General features: G+C 66.4%; 14 protein-coding genes. 9 read left to right on the top strand and 5 right to left on the bottom strand.

All coding sequences use genetic code 11. From position 1 onward, the window contains the following. Positions 1 to 94 precede the first annotated feature (94 nt). Together OHA42_RS27780 and OHA42_RS27785 are read left to right on the top strand one after the other, a co-directional pair. On the top strand, positions 95 to 1,030 hold the full coding sequence (locus OHA42_RS27780) for an ATP-binding cassette domain-containing protein (protein WP_406230754.1): 936 nt from the start codon (positions 95 to 97) through the stop codon (positions 1,028 to 1,030). After that, the gene (locus tag OHA42_RS27785; protein WP_406230755.1) at positions 1,027 to 2,691 is read left to right on the top strand and encodes an ABC transporter permease; all 1,665 of its coding nucleotides are present in this window, start codon (positions 1,027 to 1,029) and stop codon (positions 2,689 to 2,691) included. Before OHA42_RS27780 ends, OHA42_RS27785 begins: the two co-directional genes overlap by 4 nt. 213 nt (positions 2,692 to 2,904) lie before the next feature. Here OHA42_RS27785 and OHA42_RS27790 read toward each other — a convergent pair whose 3' ends face one another. Together OHA42_RS27790 and OHA42_RS27795 are read right to left on the bottom strand one after the other, a co-directional pair. Continuing rightward, positions 2,905 to 3,270 carry a darcynin family protein gene (locus OHA42_RS27790; RefSeq protein WP_406230756.1) on the bottom strand — a complete coding sequence of 122 codons (366 nt, stop codon included), beginning with the start codon at positions 3,268 to 3,270 and terminating at the stop codon, positions 2,905 to 2,907. A gap of 72 nt (positions 3,271 to 3,342) precedes the next feature. Then, entirely contained in the window at positions 3,343 to 4,236 is an 894-nt protein-coding gene (locus tag OHA42_RS27795) for an NAD(P)H-binding protein (protein WP_406230757.1), read from the bottom strand. Positions 4,237 to 4,340: 104 nt separating this feature from the next. Between OHA42_RS27795 and OHA42_RS27800 the strand changes: the two genes are divergently transcribed. Beyond that, positions 4,341 to 5,300 carry a LysR family transcriptional regulator gene (locus OHA42_RS27800; protein ID WP_406230758.1) on the top strand — a complete coding sequence of 320 codons (960 nt, stop codon included), beginning with the start codon at positions 4,341 to 4,343 and terminating at the stop codon, positions 5,298 to 5,300. Between the two features lie 377 nt (positions 5,301 to 5,677). Here OHA42_RS27800 and OHA42_RS27805 read toward each other — a convergent pair whose 3' ends face one another. The 3 genes from OHA42_RS27805 to OHA42_RS27815 form a co-directional block, all read right to left on the bottom strand. Beyond that, on the bottom strand, positions 5,678 to 6,349 hold the full coding sequence (locus OHA42_RS27805) for an NAD(P)-dependent oxidoreductase (RefSeq protein WP_406230759.1): 672 nt from the start codon (positions 6,347 to 6,349) through the stop codon (positions 5,678 to 5,680). 117 nt (positions 6,350 to 6,466) lie between these two features. Beyond that, positions 6,467 to 7,174 (bottom strand): SDR family NAD(P)-dependent oxidoreductase, encoded by a 708-nt coding sequence (locus OHA42_RS27810; protein WP_406230760.1) that lies wholly within the window; start codon positions 7,172 to 7,174, stop codon positions 6,467 to 6,469. An 8-nt stretch (positions 7,175 to 7,182) separates the two neighbouring features. Next, the gene (locus OHA42_RS27815) at positions 7,183 to 7,824 is read right to left on the bottom strand and encodes an SgcJ/EcaC family oxidoreductase (RefSeq protein ID WP_406230761.1); all 642 of its coding nucleotides are present in this window, start codon (positions 7,822 to 7,824) and stop codon (positions 7,183 to 7,185) included. A gap of 484 nt (positions 7,825 to 8,308) precedes the next feature. On the opposite strand from OHA42_RS27815, the gene OHA42_RS27820 reads away from it, so the two are divergent. From OHA42_RS27820 to OHA42_RS27845, 6 genes are all read left to right on the top strand, one after another. Then, complete coding sequence (locus OHA42_RS27820) at positions 8,309 to 9,556, top strand: hypothetical protein (RefSeq protein ID WP_406230762.1); 1,248 nt, start codon at positions 8,309 to 8,311, stop codon at positions 9,554 to 9,556. 265 nt (positions 9,557 to 9,821) lie between these two features. After that, positions 9,822 to 10,664, top strand: a complete 843-nt coding sequence (locus OHA42_RS27825; RefSeq protein WP_406230763.1) for a tyrosine-type recombinase/integrase — start codon at positions 9,822 to 9,824, stop codon at positions 10,662 to 10,664. 454 nt (positions 10,665 to 11,118) lie between these two features. Continuing rightward, positions 11,119 to 11,547 (top strand): alternative ribosome rescue aminoacyl-tRNA hydrolase ArfB, encoded by a 429-nt coding sequence (gene arfB, locus OHA42_RS27830; protein WP_406230764.1) that lies wholly within the window; start codon positions 11,119 to 11,121, stop codon positions 11,545 to 11,547. A gap of 693 nt (positions 11,548 to 12,240) precedes the next feature. Beyond that, the gene (locus tag OHA42_RS27835) at positions 12,241 to 12,972 is read left to right on the top strand and encodes a hypothetical protein (RefSeq protein ID WP_406230765.1); all 732 of its coding nucleotides are present in this window, start codon (positions 12,241 to 12,243) and stop codon (positions 12,970 to 12,972) included. Positions 12,973 to 13,468: 496 nt separating this feature from the next. Further along, positions 13,469 to 14,017 (top strand): EF-hand domain-containing protein, encoded by a 549-nt coding sequence (locus OHA42_RS27840; protein ID WP_406230766.1) that lies wholly within the window; start codon positions 13,469 to 13,471, stop codon positions 14,015 to 14,017. 17 nt (positions 14,018 to 14,034) lie between these two features. Further along, positions 14,035 to 15,624 carry a PfaD family polyunsaturated fatty acid/polyketide biosynthesis protein gene (locus tag OHA42_RS27845; RefSeq protein ID WP_406230767.1) on the top strand — a complete coding sequence of 530 codons (1,590 nt, stop codon included), beginning with the start codon at positions 14,035 to 14,037 and terminating at the stop codon, positions 15,622 to 15,624.

Genomic DNA, 15,624 nt, shown 5'->3' on the forward strand with positions numbered 1-15,624 from the left:
TGTACGAGGCCGACCAGCCGGTCTGATCTGATCCGGCACCGCGCGGCGACGAAACCTGTCGTGGTCCCCCGCGGCCCGGCGTAGCGTCCCCACCATGGCTGCGATCTCGGTGCAGGATCTCGTCAAGACGTTCGGGCCGACCCGAGCACTCGACGGCCTCGACCTCGAGGTGGGGACGGGCGAGGTGCACGGATTCCTCGGCCCCAACGGGTCCGGTAAGTCGACGACCATCCGGGTTCTGCTCGGGCTGCTGCGCGCGGACTCGGGCAACGCCCGTCTCCTGGGCGGCGACCCGTGGCGCGACTCGGTGTCGTTGCACCGGCGGCTCGCCTACGTTCCCGGTGACGTGAACCTGTGGCCCAATCTCACCGGAGGCGAGGCGATCGACCTCCTCGCAGGGCTGCGCGGCGGACTGGACGAGTCCCGGCGTGCGGAACTCCTGGAGCGGTTCGAACTCGACCCGACGAAGAAGGCGCGCACCTACTCGAAGGGCAATCGGCAGAAGGTCGCCCTGGTGGCCGCATTCGCGTCGGACGTCGAACTGTACGTACTCGACGAACCCACGTCCGGGCTGGATCCGCTGATGGAGTCGGTCTTCCGGGACTGCGTCGAGGAGATGTCCGACGCCGGGAAGACGGTCCTGCTGTCGAGTCACATCCTCGCGGAGGTCGAGGCGCTGTGCGATCGGGTGAGCATCATCCGCGAGGGCCGGACCGTGGAGACCGGCACACTCGCCGAACTGCGTCACCTCACGCGTACGTCGATCACTGCCGAGACACAGCGCCCAGTGACAGGACTGGAGGCAGTCGAGGGCGTGCACGACATACGGGTCGACGGACTGCACACCTGGTGCGAGGTGGACACCAGTGCGATCGACGGGGTGCTGCGCCATTTGCTGTCGTTGGGGATCATGTCACTGACGTCGACGCCACCGACGCTGGAGGAGTTGTTCCTGCGGCACTACGGGGACGAATTGGCCCGCGAAAGCGAGAATCACCGGCGGATCGAGTCCCGGACGCGGGCGCGATGAGCACGGTCACGGCACCGGAGTCGACCGGACGGGGTCAGTACGCGGGAACCGCCCGGCTCATGCGGCTCGCTCTGCGGCGCGACCGCATCCAGTTGCCGGTGTGGCTGCTCGCTCTCACTGCGCTGCAGGCATTCTCGGCCTCGAGTGTGTTCGGCTTGTATCCCACCGAGGCCGACCTGCACAGTTTCGCAATGGCCACCGCGGCGTCGCCGGTCGCGCTGGCCACCAACGGTCTCGTGTCGGGATACAGCGCCGGCGCAATACTCGCTTGCCAGATCGTCATGCCGCTGTCGCTGGCCGCCGGCCTGATGACCACGCTGCTGGTCGTCCGGCACACCCGCCAGAACGAGGAGACCGGACGCGCCGAGCTCGTCGAGGCCGCCGTGGTGGGCCGGAAGGCACTGCTCACCGCCGCGCTGATGGTCGCGGTCGGCGCCAACGTCCTTCTCGGTCTGCTCAATGTGGTCGTTCTGATGGTGGAGGGTTTGCCACTGAGCGGGTCGGTCGCCCTCGGCGCTGCGGTGGCCGGGGCCGGCATCGCGTTCGCGGCGATCGCCGCGGTCACCGCCCAGGTGACCGACAGCGCCCGTACCGCGAACGGATTGGCCGGCGCGGCCCTGGGCGTGGCGTTCCTGTTGCGTGCGGTGGGCGACATGACGGGGACGGTGACGGCCGGCGGCACCCGGGTGGTGGCCGGCTCGCCGACGTGGGCGTCGCCGATCGGCTGGGCCGAGCAGGTCCGACCCTACGACGACAACGCCTGGTGGGTTTTGGCGTTGCCCGCCGTATTCGCACTCGTGGTGGGCTCCGTCGGCTTCGCACTCACGGAGCACCGGGACGTCGGCTCGGGGCTCGTGCCGACCCGGCCAGGCCCGGCCCGGGCGTCCCGTTCGCTGCCGACGGCGGTCGGATCGGCGTGGCGAATGCAACGGACGATCCTGTTCTGGTGGGCATTCGGAGTCGCCGTCCTCGCCGTCGTGTACGGCGCGATCGGCGACCAGATCGACGACTTCCTCGGCGAGGGCCAGCAGGTGGCCGACATGATGGAACAGCTGGGTGGCGGAACGACCAACATGATCAACGCCTACTTCGCCGCCATCTTCGGCATGATGGCGATCGCGGTCGCCGGCTATGCCGTGCAGGCATTGCTACGGATGCGCGGTGAGGAGTCGGCAGGGCGGCTCGAACCCGTTCTCGCGACAGCGGTTTCGCGCCCGCGATGGATGCTCGCGCATATCGGCCTGGTCACTGCGGGGATCGTGGTCCTGCAGACGCTGACCGGGGCGGCGGCGGGGCTCGCGTTCGGTCTGGTTATCGGGGACGTGCCCGGACAGGTCGTGAGTCTCACCGGTGCGGCTCTGGTCTTCGTGCCCGCGATCCTTGTCGTCGCGGCGGCGGTCGCACTCCTCTTCGGCGGCCTCCCCGCCTGGTCGACCGGACTCTCCTGGGGCGTCCTCGCACTCTGCCTGGCCTTCGGGCTGCTCGGACCGCTACTCGGCCTGCCCCACACCGTCCGCAACCTGTCGCCGTTCGCGCACATCCCTGCGGTACCCGCCGCGGAGGTCACGGCCACTCCACTGGTCTGGCTCATGGTGATCGCCGCCGTCATCGGTGCGGTCGGAGTAGTGCTGTTCCGACGCCGGGACCTCGCCGCCTCGTAGGGCCTTGCTGCTCATCAGGCCTCGAGGACGAGCCACCCGCCGTGGTGCTCGACACCTCGAAGGGGTGCCTGGTCGCCCAGGCGGCGGTGAGGACGAGCTGGACGTGGGCTTTTGGCTGGCCGTGGTAGCGGCATCGCCGCAGGCCGTGGCCGTGGGCGAGCTCGTTGGCCGATGCCCTCCGGCCGGTTGACATCGGCCCAGCCGCGCGGGGGTTCAGGTGGTGATGGTGGCGACGGGTTCGAGGCCGTAGGTTCGGGCGTAGCCGTTCTCGGTGCCGACGAGGAGGTCGATGACCTCGAAGTAGCGATCCCAGAACGGGGTTTCGCGCAGCGCGTCGATGAGGAGCTGGTAGGCGTGGTGGTCTTCTGCTTCCCATACCCAGACATCGGTGATGCGTGCGGAGTAGAACTCGGTGTCGTAGAAGCGTGACCGTACGCCGGTGGTCTTGGCCTCGACGGCGGGCAGGACCTGGGTGGTGAAGGCGTCCACACGTTCCTGGACGGTCAGAGCAAGCCACTCGGGTGTGGTCTTGACGAGTATGAACGCCGTGACCGGTGGTTCGGTTTCTTCAGCGGGCATCAGGGTGCCTCCAAAGGTGTAGGCGGTGTTGTGCGCTGGGCACCATGGGTTCCGGGCGACGGGTGGTGGGCCTCAGGAGCGGACAGCGGGCTCGAGGGTCTGGGCGCACCACTGCTCGAAGCTGGTGGGGGACGCGGTGTCCGGGGTGCGGGCGACTCCGGCGTCGAGGCCCTGGTCCTTGGCCCGCTTCATGTCGACGACACCCTGGACGAACGCCTCGTTGAGGCCATAGCCGACGAGGGTAGTGTGCAGCTCGTCGAGCGGCTGGCGTTCGTAGCGGATGGGGCGGCCGAGCTGTTCGGTCATGATGCGGGCCAGGTCGTTGGGCGACAGGTCCTGCGGCCCGAGGACGGGGACGCTGTCGGTGCCGGTCCACGAGCGGTCCAGCAGCAGGCCGGCGGCGACGGCCGCGATGTCGGCGACAGCGACGAGGGGGGCTTTGCGGTCGGCGTCAACGACGTCGGTGAACACGCCCTTGTCGCGGATCGAGTCGGACTCCTCCAGGAGGTTCTCGAAGAAGGACGGGTTGGCCAGGGCTCGGTAGGCGACGCCGGTGCCGGCGATGAGGTCGTCCATGGCGAGGGAGGCGGTGACCAGGCCGGCGCGGTCGGCGACCGGGGTACCGCGGCCGAGCGCGGAGACCCCGACGACATGGCCGACGCCGTGGGCGGCGAGCGCCTGCACGGCGGGGCGGGTGAAGCCGCTGTAGCCGTCGTGCGGGGGCTGGGAGGCGTCCGGGGGGACGAGCCAGAAGACGGCGTCCGCACCCTCGAAGGCCCGGTCGAGGACCCTGGCGTCTGCGTGCGAGCCGGTGATCACCTCGACGCGTCCGCGCGCCGCGTCCGGGAGCCGCGCGGGATCGCGCACGATCACCCGCAGTTTCTCACCCGCGGCGTGGGCGGACTCCAGGAGCTGGGAGAGCAGGGGACGGCCGATGTTCCCGGTAGGAGCAGTAATAACGATCATGAAAGCCTCGCAGGTCGTGGGGATCGGTACACCGTCATCCTGCGGAGAACCAAGCGTTGCCACAATGGGAACTTCAGCACTGAATCATTGACTGAAATGGAATTATGCTGGTGAACAGCCCGGATCCGGTCATCGACGCCAATCTCGCCATCGCGCTGAACGCCCTGCTGGCCGAGCACAGCGTCACCCGCGCCGCCGCCCGCCTGCACACGTCGCCCGCCGCCATGAGCCGCACCCTCGCCCGCCTGCGCCGCATCCTCCAAGACCCTCTCCTGGTCCGGGCCGGACAGACCATGGTCCCCACCCCGCGTGCCCAGGCCCTGCGCGACGAAGCCGCCGCAGTGGTACGCAGTCTCGGAGCACTGCTCAGCCCCGGCACGGGCGTCGACCCCGCCGGCCTGAGCAGCACCTTCACCCTCCAGGCCGCCGACCTGGTCGGCGCGGCACTGGCCCCCCGACTGCTGCAACTGGCCCAGCAGGAGGCGCCGGGGGTCTCGTTCCGGCTCCGGGCCGAAGAGCTCGAGGCCGGATCTGCACTCCGCGACGGCCGGATCGATCTGGAGATCGGATCCATCGACCACGTAGATCCCGAAACCCAGGTCGAAGAACTGGTCAGTCTGCGCATGGTGGCAGCCGTCCGGCCCGGCCACCACCTCACCGAAGAACCCTTGACCCCGACCCGGCTCGCTGCCGCCCAACACGTCGCGGTCAGCCGCCGTGGCCGGTTCACTGGCCCACTCGACACCGCGCTGGCCCAGCACAACCTCCAACGGCGGGTCAGCGTCGTCCTCCCCAACCACCTGGCCGCCATGACCCTCACCGCCCGCAGCGACATCGTCTGCCTCGTACCTGCCGCACTCCCCGGTGCCGACCCATCGCCCCTCACCGACGACGCGACCGCCCTCGGACTGCACCTCCTCGACATCCCCCTGGCACTGCCGCCACTGACCATCAGCATGGCCTGGCACCCCCGACACACAGCCGACGGAGCCCACCACTGGCTCCGCAACGCCATCCGCCGGACCCTTCGCACGCCCAGAAGCCCAACCACACCATCCGACTGAGGCACCCGCAGATGCGTACTGGTGGGCTCGCGTAATCAACTGTCGCGGCTTGTCGGTGCTTTCCAACCAGACGGTGTCCGGAGCCGGGGTGCGGTGGCGTAGCGGGAGTGGTCTTGGTGGGAGCTCAGTCGGTGGCCCGCCAAGGGCGGTAGCAACGGATCCGGGAAGAAGTAGTAACAGCCGCAGTGTTTTTCGTGGTGCCCTGGCGTTGGTGGCGCACCCCCGCAATTCGGCCTCGGCTGGCTCACCACCGAACTCACCCGACGAGTTCACGCATTCGTGCAGGCTGCCAACGGCATAGAGGCCAACGCCATCGCTGAAAGCGCGGGTCCGAGCCGGTGATGCCAGGATCAGGGCGGTGGGTAGATCAGCACCTCTCATCGACTCGCTGATCTGCAGACCGCCGTAGCGTTGCGGAGGACTCGCCCCGACGAGACCGAAACCGCAACGTGGTGGGTGTGTGGGTCGTCGACGGCATCGAGCAAGTAGGCAGCGAGGTCGGCGCGGGAGATCTGCGGACCGACCTTCGACGTGGCGCCCAACGAGACTCGGGGGATCGTGGCGCCGGGTTTGTCGGTGAGCCGGGTCGGGCGAACGGCGGTCCAGCGCAGCGCACTCTCGGTGAGGAATTGCTCCATCCGCGCCATGTCGGCGTAGGTATGGCACATGATCCGGTGCAGTGCGGCGGCCAGCACTCTGCTCGCCGGCCCGGCATCGGCCGGAACATCCAGTCCTGCAGAGGAGACGACGAGGAGTCGACCGCCGGGCGGCATGGCGGCGATGATCCCGGCGGTACTCGCCGAGTAGACGATGGTGGGAGCGCGGTCGGCTGCGCCGAGTGCGGAGATCACCGCATCGTGTCCGACGAGCAGTCCGTGCAGGGACCCCGGGATTGTCGGATCGGCGATGACCTCACGCAATCCCGGTGCGGGTGAGAAACTTCCGGGCCGCCGGACGATCGCGGTCACCCGATGCCCGCAGGCAAGGGCCTGCTCGACGACGATCCGGCCGGTGCGCCCGCTCGCTCCGACCACGGCGATGCTGGTCATCAGCGGGCGGCGGGACGGGTTGCGGGCTGGAATTCACACCTCAGACACCGAGATCGGTCGCTGCGGGGGCTTGACATCTCCATTGAGATTCCTTCGGAGTCAGTGGTGGTGGGGAATTCAGTGCGCGAGGGCGGACAATGCGACCCGGCGCGGCAGCAGGCACAGCACGGCAACGAATATCTGGTTGGTCCGGCTGGTGAAGGTGACCGGACCGGCCTTGCCGGACAGAGCTTTCCGGGCAGCGTGCACGACCTGCTCGGGCGACTGGACCAGCCAGGACGGCACATCCTCGACGGCTTTCCCGCCGGTCGTGGTGACACCGGGACACAGGGCAAGCACCTTCACGTCGCGCGATTTCTGTTCGTGCCACAGTGTTTCGGAGAAGGTGGTGACGAAAGCTTTCGATGCGCTGTAGACGCTCATGCCCGGCTTCGGGGTGTGTCCGAGGGTCGAGGAGACATTCACCAGCGTGCTGCCGGGCGCCGCGTCGGCGAGGAAGGCGTGGGCCAGCACTACTACTGCTCGGCAGTTGAGATCCAGTATGGTCAGCGCTGATTCGAGGGGAATGTCGGCGAAGCTGCCATGTGTGGCGGTGCCCGCGTTGTTCACCAACAGTGTGTATTCGCCGGCACGTAGCGCCGCCGCGACGACCCGCAGCCCGTCCTCGGTCGCGAGGTCCGCGACCAGGTAGTCGTGTCCCTCGCCGAGTTCGGTCATCAGCTCCTCGAGCTCATCCCTCCCGCGCGCCACGGCCGTCACCGAGTACCCGGCGGCAGCCAGCGTGGTCGCGAATGCCCGCCCGATGCCTGCGCTCGCGCCGGTCACCAGCGCTTTCACTGCTCGGCCAGCGGCTTGGTCGCCGGGTCGAAGAGGAAGGAGACACGTTCCATCACCGGGTTGCGCTGGGTGTTCTGGAACGCCGCGATCCGCCATTGACCATCCTGTTCACGCACCAACGTGTAGGTCTGGGTCTTGGACAACTCGGCGGGTTTGTCGTCGGAGTATCGGTCGCCCCGGCTGGTGACGATGGCGACGGTGCCGCCGTAGAACCGGGCGTCGAGGTAGGAGTCCGCGAGCTTGGTGCCCTTCAGGAAACCGTCGAACAGTGCGCGGTGCGCCTCTGTCAGATCGCCGCGGCCCTGGTAGTGGGTGCCGAGAAAGGTTGTGTAGGTGGCGTTCTCGGTGAAGGTTGCGCCATAGGCGTCGGCATCGTTGCGGCCCCAGGCCGCGGTCATCGTGCTCAGCGTGGTGCAGACCGCCCGCAGGTCGGTGTCGGAGCCGCCGTCGGGGACGACGCTGGTGCACTCGGCGACGCCGGTGTTGTGCACCTCGGAGGTGCGGTCCAGCCAAAGGTAGCCACCCGCGGCGATCACCCCGAGCGTGAGGGTGGTGGCGCCCAGTGCTCGCACGATGGTGCGGCGTCGGGACTTGGTCGGGGCTGTTGGGGTGGCTGGGTTGATGTCGATGGTGGTCAAAGCTTGAGCCTCTCGTATATTCTTCTGCCCAGAAGATGTATCTGCAGTGAAGATGTTTCTTCGTTGAGGAAGAGATTACGAGAATGTATGACCCTTGTCAACACCTCGGCATGGAGGCGATCCAGGTACGACTTTCCGCCGGTATCCGAGTTCCGTTGCGCTGCATGCTCGAGCGGGCGCCAAAGCCCTCGACCTCGGCGCGACCGACCTCTATGCGCTCAATATCCTCGAGCTGCGGATGAGGCGGGCCGCGGCAGCCTCGACAACGTCGGGCCCGGATCCCGGGCTGTTATTCACGAAGGACGTGGGACATACCGTGACCCATCGATGTGCAGCGTGGGGACGGTTGAGTTCCGATGAGCCGAACTCGACCACAGGTCGCCCACCGCGCAGTCGACGAAGTCGTTCCTGATTTCCGCAACGAGGCACCTCGTGGTCGAACCAGCAAACCTGCTCGGATTGAACTCGGGATTAGGGTCGGTGTGTGATCCCCTTTCGCACCATCTTGGGGGCGATGTACGTCGCCGTCGCGGCTCTGCTCACGCTGCTGATCCTCATCCCGCAGGGTCGGCTGTATCAGGATGAGCAGCCACGCACCGATGTTGCCGCCCAATTACGTTTTCTCCGTGCGAAATTGGGATCGGGGGCCGGGGAGGAGATGCGGGGAATGTTTCCCGAGGGGTACTTCTTTTCGCACGCCTTGTACGGATTGGCGTGGACTGACGTCGCGCGCGGTGACCCAACGTATCGGGACGAGGCGCTTCGGGAGGCGCGCTGGGCGCTGCAGCGTTTGGAATCCCCTTCGGGGCGAGCGGTTTTCGATGCGCGACTGCGCCCGGCATACGGAGTCTTCTACGTCGGATGGTCCAGCCGGTTGCGCGGGGCCGTGATCGAACTCGCCGGTGCCGGCGCACCGGAGACGGCGCAATTCACCGCCGATTGCGAGGCACTCGCGGCGGCGTTCGATACCGACGGGCCGTTCCTTGCAGCGTATCCGGGCCAGGCCTGGCCCGTCGACAATGTGGTGGCTGTGGCCGCGCTGAGGTTGCACGACCGCATCGTCGGTTCGCGTTTCGAGCCGGTGATCGCCCAATGGCTCACTTCGGCTCGCGCGCACCTGGACCCAGCCACTGGTCTACTGCCGCACCGAACGACACCCGTGAAGGAAGGTGCGCGCGGCTCGTCACAAGCAATGATCCAGCGGTTCCTGCCCGAGATAGATGCCCCGTGGGCCAGACAGCAGTACAGCGCATTCCGCCGATTATTCGTCGATACCCCGCTCGGTCTGCCAGGAGTGCGCGAGTATCCGCACGGCCGCAACGGCGCAGGCGATGTGGATTCCGGGCCACTCATTCTCGGTGTCAGCGTCTCGGCCACGGTGGTCACCATCGGCGCGGCCCGAGTGCACGGCGATCAATCCCTCGCCGGTCCGATCACCAGCCTCGGTGAAAGCCTCGGCATACCAGTCACTCTCGGCAACTCCAAACGCTACGCCTTCGGCGCCCTCCCCATCGGCGATGCCTTCTTGGCCTGGTCCTTCCCCGCACCGCTCGCCACCACCGTGACATCATTTCCACCCGTGGTCCCTTGGTGGTGGCGGATACCCTGGCACGCGCTCGCGCTAACGCTCCTCACCCTGCTCTGGTTCCCGATAGTCCGCGAGCTCGTTCAACGACGGCGCACGGGTCAGCGCATCATCCCGGCCATCCCACCATGTGCTTCCACCGAGTGACAACGCAACAGGTTGCATACGTGGCTCTTTCACCAAATGGCAAGGTAACCCAGCAGCATCGCGCCGAGACCCATCGAGCACCCCGCTGCCTGACCGCGACCTGATCATCGCCCACCGCGAACATGCGCCGGTCGCGGGTCGGTCTGCTCGAAGGCGACCGGGTGCTGTTGGTGGCGCATTGCGGTCGGAAGCGCCGACTGATTCATCCCCCGGCTGTGCTCGACGGGCTGACCAGTCAGAGCCGACGAATCCTGGAGGAATCTTTATGACGATCCAGAGTGCTGCTCAGACTGCGGTCACCGCAGATACCTTGGCTGCGGCACGGTTGCTGGTGGCCCAGATGGGCATCACCGCCGCCGACCTCGTCGACACCGCACCGGCGGCCCCGACGTTCGCCGAGGTGATCCCGCGTGTGCGGGCACGTCTGTCGGCGGGTACCGCGCGCACCTACGGGACCCATTTTGATCTGCTCGAATCTCTTTGGCCGGACCGGTCGTTGACCGAGCCCACCCGCCACGAGCTCGAGGAACTCGCGTACACGGTGCAGACAACTGCCCGTTCCAACCGAGCGTCTCGGGGCGGGACCAGCGCGGTCGAGCATTTCGTGTCAGCAGCGCGCTGCGTCTACCGCTACGCCGAGGAAGCCGGATGGGTTCGGCCGCAAGATAATCCGGCACGGCGATTGCCGATTCCGTCCCGTCGGGCATCGCATCGGTATGCGGTCCCGTCGGGTCAGGTCGCCGAGATCTGCCAGGTTGCAGCCACCTCCGGTGACGGCCCCGAACTCGACGCGCTGATCCTGCGGTTTCACCTCGAGACCGCGTGCCGTCGCGGTGGCGCGCTGGCGTTACATCCGCAGGATCTCGATCGTGACCAGTGCTTGGTGTTCCTGCGAGAAAAGGGTGGCTCGGATCGCTGGCAGCCGGTGTCGCCGACACTGATGCGGCACCTGAACGACCATGGCACCGAGCGCGGGGCGCCTTTCACCGGCCAGTTGCTGCGTTACCGGCACGGACGCCCGATCACCGCACGCCGATACGACTACGTCTGGGGACGAATCGGCGAGTCACTGCCGTGGGTAGCCAGGCAGGGTGTCACCGCCCACTAACTGCGTCACACCACGCTGACCTGGGTCGAACTGACTTTCAGCTATGCCGTTGCCCGCGCTTTCGCCGGCCATCGTGGTAAGAGTTCCGGCACTACCGACACCTACGTCAAGTCGCACTTGCACGAAGTCGCTGCCGCGCTCGCGGTACTCACTGGCGAGCCGCACCCGCTCGCGCGCGGTGTCGGGCACCCCGCAGCAACTGCCGAACTCGACCACCTGAACATCTGAAAGGCATTGCCACGCCTGAGATATACAGGCGAGCGGCCCGGCGGGGTCTTTGCCGTGTTGCTTGGTTGGGTGCGCCAACCGCGCACGATATGCGGCATGTGCGGACGGCCTGCTTGTTACACGTCGACAAGGTCATCGCTATCGTGAACGACAAGGTCACCATTCAGTCGCGACTAGACCGACGTGGCCAAGGCGACTCGTTGATCAGAAAGAGCGGCGTCGGATCATGGCAGAAGACCTGACCGTGACTCGGGTGCTGGTGATACCCGCATCCGAGTTACGCGAGCGGTTCTCACGGTCGTCAGGTCCGGGAGGGCAGCACGTCAACACCACCGACAGCCGGGTAGAGCTGTCGCTCGACCTCGCCAACTCGCCCTCGGTACCGGAGTGGCTGCGCACCCGGATGCTCGACCGGCTGGCCACCCGCCTGGTCAACGGGGTTCTCACGATCGCCGCATCGGAGCAACGCGCACAGCTACAGAACCGCGCCGCCGCCCGCGAACGCCTGGCCTCGTTACTGCGTGACGCCGCTGCCGCCCCGCCACCTGTTCGCCGCGCGACCAAGCCCTCACGCGGAGCAAAGGAACGTCGCATCTCCGCGAAGAAGCGGCGCGGCGCCACCAAACGCAACCGCCGCGCCTCCCCCGACGACTAGCCGACGGCAGCGCCACAGATCAGGCATCGGCGGCACAATCGTTGCCGAACGGGCCCGCGCTCCCAAGTACCCGTCTGCATCCTCTCGTCGCTGGCAGCAGCCTAGGCGCAGGCACACCGACACACGCTATTCGGCCAGGCCAGACCCGAACAGCGCTGTATGCGGCAATAGCGGATGTTCGACTTGGCGACCTTGACGCGGCGCGGGGCGTCGACCGAGAGGTGCGAACCGGGGGTTGCCGGTTGGCCTTCGACGCCATCGGATTCCTGAGCACGCAGACCCGTCGCGCCAGGAGCACAGCGAATCCGCAACTGCGCGCACTGGCCAACTCGGTGTCGCGGCGCGGGTCGACCAATCCCGCCGACTCTCCTGACGCGGCAAGCATCGACCAATCCTGCTTCTGCTGCTGAATTCTTCTGGAACCAGTTGGCCGGCGCTATACCGTAGGGCGCTGTGACCACAACAAACCGCCGAAGCAGCGCCGCCGGCGAAGGATTCACGAGAGACGACGATCCAGACCGGCCGGTTCCCAGGGCACGGGCGGCGGCTTCGATCTTCGGGATCACGATTGGCCGACCCTTACCATCGTGACCGACATCCCTCGCCATGTGTTTCGAGTCGGTCGGCCCGGGTTTCAACACCCCATGGATGACGTTGTTGGGACGTACTTCTCGCGACGCTAGGAGAATTCCTGTGAACGACGAAGAAAAGATCCGGTCATTCGACAGCTTCGACTCACCTGACTCGATCTCCGAGATCACCGATCGGCGGGCGGAGGCGAAAGCTCCGAGCTTGCCATCCGGGCTGCTGACACTGCAGCAACTTCTGGACGGCTGCATCACAACCTTGCCCACACATTTGCAGCCGTTCGCCAGCCAGCTGGAGGGCGGAGGGTGGCGGTACTCGCGCACCGTCAAGATCTTGTCCTACTACTACATATCCACCGAGCAAAACGCCTACTTGGATGCCTGGACCTCCCGCAGCGACAAGCCGGGAGAGCGATGCGGCGGCGGGTACATCAACCAGGACTACGCCAATTACAACGACGGCCGATGGGTGTTCTGCTTCCGCGCGAACGGAACACCACCGTCCCCGTTCACCCACTCGGCGCGGCTCGTCAGCCTGCGCGACGGGAGATTGGAATACATGTATCCCGGCCGCAACACCGTCTTCCCCAGCGACATCTTCGAGCGGCGCGGCAATCCGGAGATGGATCTGTACGAGGTCATCCCGAAGGTTTTCATCATCGGGTCACGACACAACTACACCCAGACCGGCAACGCCGGGTCCCTGGGGCGCTACGGGGGCTTGCGGCCGGTGCCACCACCAGAAAACCACGCCTACATCAAGTGGGACGGAATGGCTACCATGCGTGAATCCCTCACCACAACCGTCGACCGCGGCTGGCGCCTCCAGCCCCTGTGATCGAGTCCCGACGAGGCCCGGGGTTCGCGCTCCGGGCTTCTTCGCTGCAGATGTGAAAGTCGTTGCGGTCAGGGCAATTCCACCATCCGCTACATAACCCTTACTGCGACACCCCGCGCCCGCTTCATATGGACGGTGCCAACAAAACTGGACACGACAATCACCACTCGCCCGATGAACGGGCAATGCCGTTGTGGCTGCAGCTGTTCCATGCCCTTGGACCGAGATGCTCGGTAGCCGGTTGTGCACGACTACCGCACATCCGAGCCGTGTGCGGGCAAGGTAACAAGAGCAACTTTTGGCAACCTACTCCATCGCGCTGACAGGCGATCACGACTGGTCGCAGTATAGCGAGCGCGCGGGCCCCCGATGCGGGATTCACACATTCGAAAAAGACTGTCGTAATAGCGACGTCGGTGCAGCCCAGGCGGTAGGCTCTGGGCAGCACGGATTCGATTGACGCAACCTAATTCCGAGGGGTTCGACAATGGCTGAAATGCTCGACGACGTACGTAGTCAGAAGCTGGCGAAGCTGTTCAAGGTTTTGGATGTCGATGGTGACGGTGCCGTGTCGGTTGCCGACTACGAGGCGCTCGGCGCGCGTCTGGCCACGGTTTCCGGTCAACGCGATCCCGGGAAGGTCGCCGAGATGCAGGAGACGCTGAAGCAGATCTGGGAAGAATTCCAGCTGGCCGTCGCCGGCGCCGAGGGTGGGCAGGTGACCGAATCACAGTTCGTCCATTCGCTGGTGGCGCCGCAGGCCTCCGACCCGGTCAGATTCTCGCAGTTCATCGGGCTGACCTGCAATCTGCTGTTCGGCGTCGCCGATGCCGACGGCGACAATCGGATCAGCAGGGCCGAGCACATGCTACTCGGCAAGGAAGCGTTCGGCCTGAGCGATATGGAGACGGCCGAATCCTTCGACAAGCTGGACTACTGGAACCGCGGCTACGCGACGATGGATCAATACGCCATCGCATATACCGAGTTCCTCACCAGTACCGAACCGAAAGCGAACGGTAACTCGCTGCTCGGGAACTACTGAGTTCCTTCAGGAATCCTGTGACGACATCGGTCGGCCAGGCGAATTCAGCTGCCCCGGCGTTCGGCGGTCACCAGCTGATGGCCTTGGTGAATAATGTGCGGCAACGAATTCACGTCGTCGAGCGTAAATTCGACGGATTGCGGGGCGTCCTCGCCGAGGACGCCGATGTGTCCCGCGCCGATTTCACCGTTATCGGTACGTTGCCGGAAATGTTTCCGGAATGGCTAGGGGATCGGACCTTCGCCGAAACGCACGACGTCCGATTCCCTTACATCGCCGGTGAAATGGCGTTCGGTATCTCCTCGGCCCGCTTGGTCGTGGCGATGGCGCAGGCTCGCATGCTGAGCTTCTTCGGGGCGGGCGGCGTCGAGACGGGCACCCTCGACCGCACGCTGGGCGCGCTGACCAGCACGCTGGGCGACCGGCGGAACTGGGGTGTGAACCTCATCCACGCACCTGGCGAAGACCGGATCGCCGATCTGCTGCTGGCCCGGCAGGTGCCGGCTATCTCGTTGTCGGCCTTCACCGATGTGACCCCGGCGGTCGCGCGATGTGCCGCGGTGGGGCTGCGGCAGGACCGCACCGGTGCGATCGTGCGCCCGATTGCCGTGTTCGCCAAGGTTTCCCGTCCCGATGTCGCCGAACGGTTCATGTCCCCGACACCGGTCGCGCTGCTGCGGGCACTGGTCGCGCAGGGCCTGCTCACCGAAGAAGAGGGCCGCCTGGCCGCACGGGTACCGGTGGCGCAAGACATCACCATCGAGGCCGACAGCGCCGGGCACACCGACAACCAATCGCTGGTGGCTGTACTGCCCGCCGTGCTCGCTGCACGGAATACACTGCAGCGCAGCAATACTGACTGGTCTACATCGATCCGGATCGGTGCGGCCGGTGGCCTTGGTGATCCGGCGGCGGTCGCGGCGGCGTTCGCCATGGGCGCCGCGTACGTGCTCACGGGTTCGGTAAACCAGATGTCGGTGGAGGCCGGTGTCTCCGAGCGGGCCAAGGCCATGCTCGCGGCGGCCGACATCTCCGATGTCGCCATGGCCCCGTCGCCGGGCCAGTTCGAGAAGGGCATCCGAACCCAGGTATTGCGGCGCGGCACGCTGTTCGCCGCCCGCGCCGCGCAGCTGTACCGCGTGTACGCGGCGCACGACAGCATCGCCAGCATCCCTGTGGGCGAGCGGGCACGGTTGGAACGTGAGGTGTTCGGCGCGACCCTCGACGAGGTGTGGCATGACACCGAAACACATTGGCAGCATCGCGATCCGGCTACCGCGGAGCTGGCATTGTCGGATCCGAAGCTGCGGATGGAGCTGGTGTTCCGCTGGTACATGTCCCAGTCGGTGCGGTGGGCGGTGTCCGGTGCGCCGGAAAGGATCGCAGACTATCAACTGTGGTGCGGCCCCGCCACGGGAAGTTTCAACCGGTGGACGGCGGGGACTTTCCTCGCCGATCCCACACAGCGCGGTGTTGTGCAGATCGCGCTGAACCTGATGGAAGGCGCCGCCGTCCTGACCCGCGCGCACCAATTTCGCAGTTTCGGTATTGCCTTGCCGGACAACGCTTATGCCTACGTCCCGCGGCGATTGCGGCCGCCGCACTGA

The organism is Nocardia sp. NBC_01009, from assembly GCF_045208035.1.
Lineage (GTDB): Bacteria > Actinomycetota > Actinomycetes > Mycobacteriales > Mycobacteriaceae > Nocardia.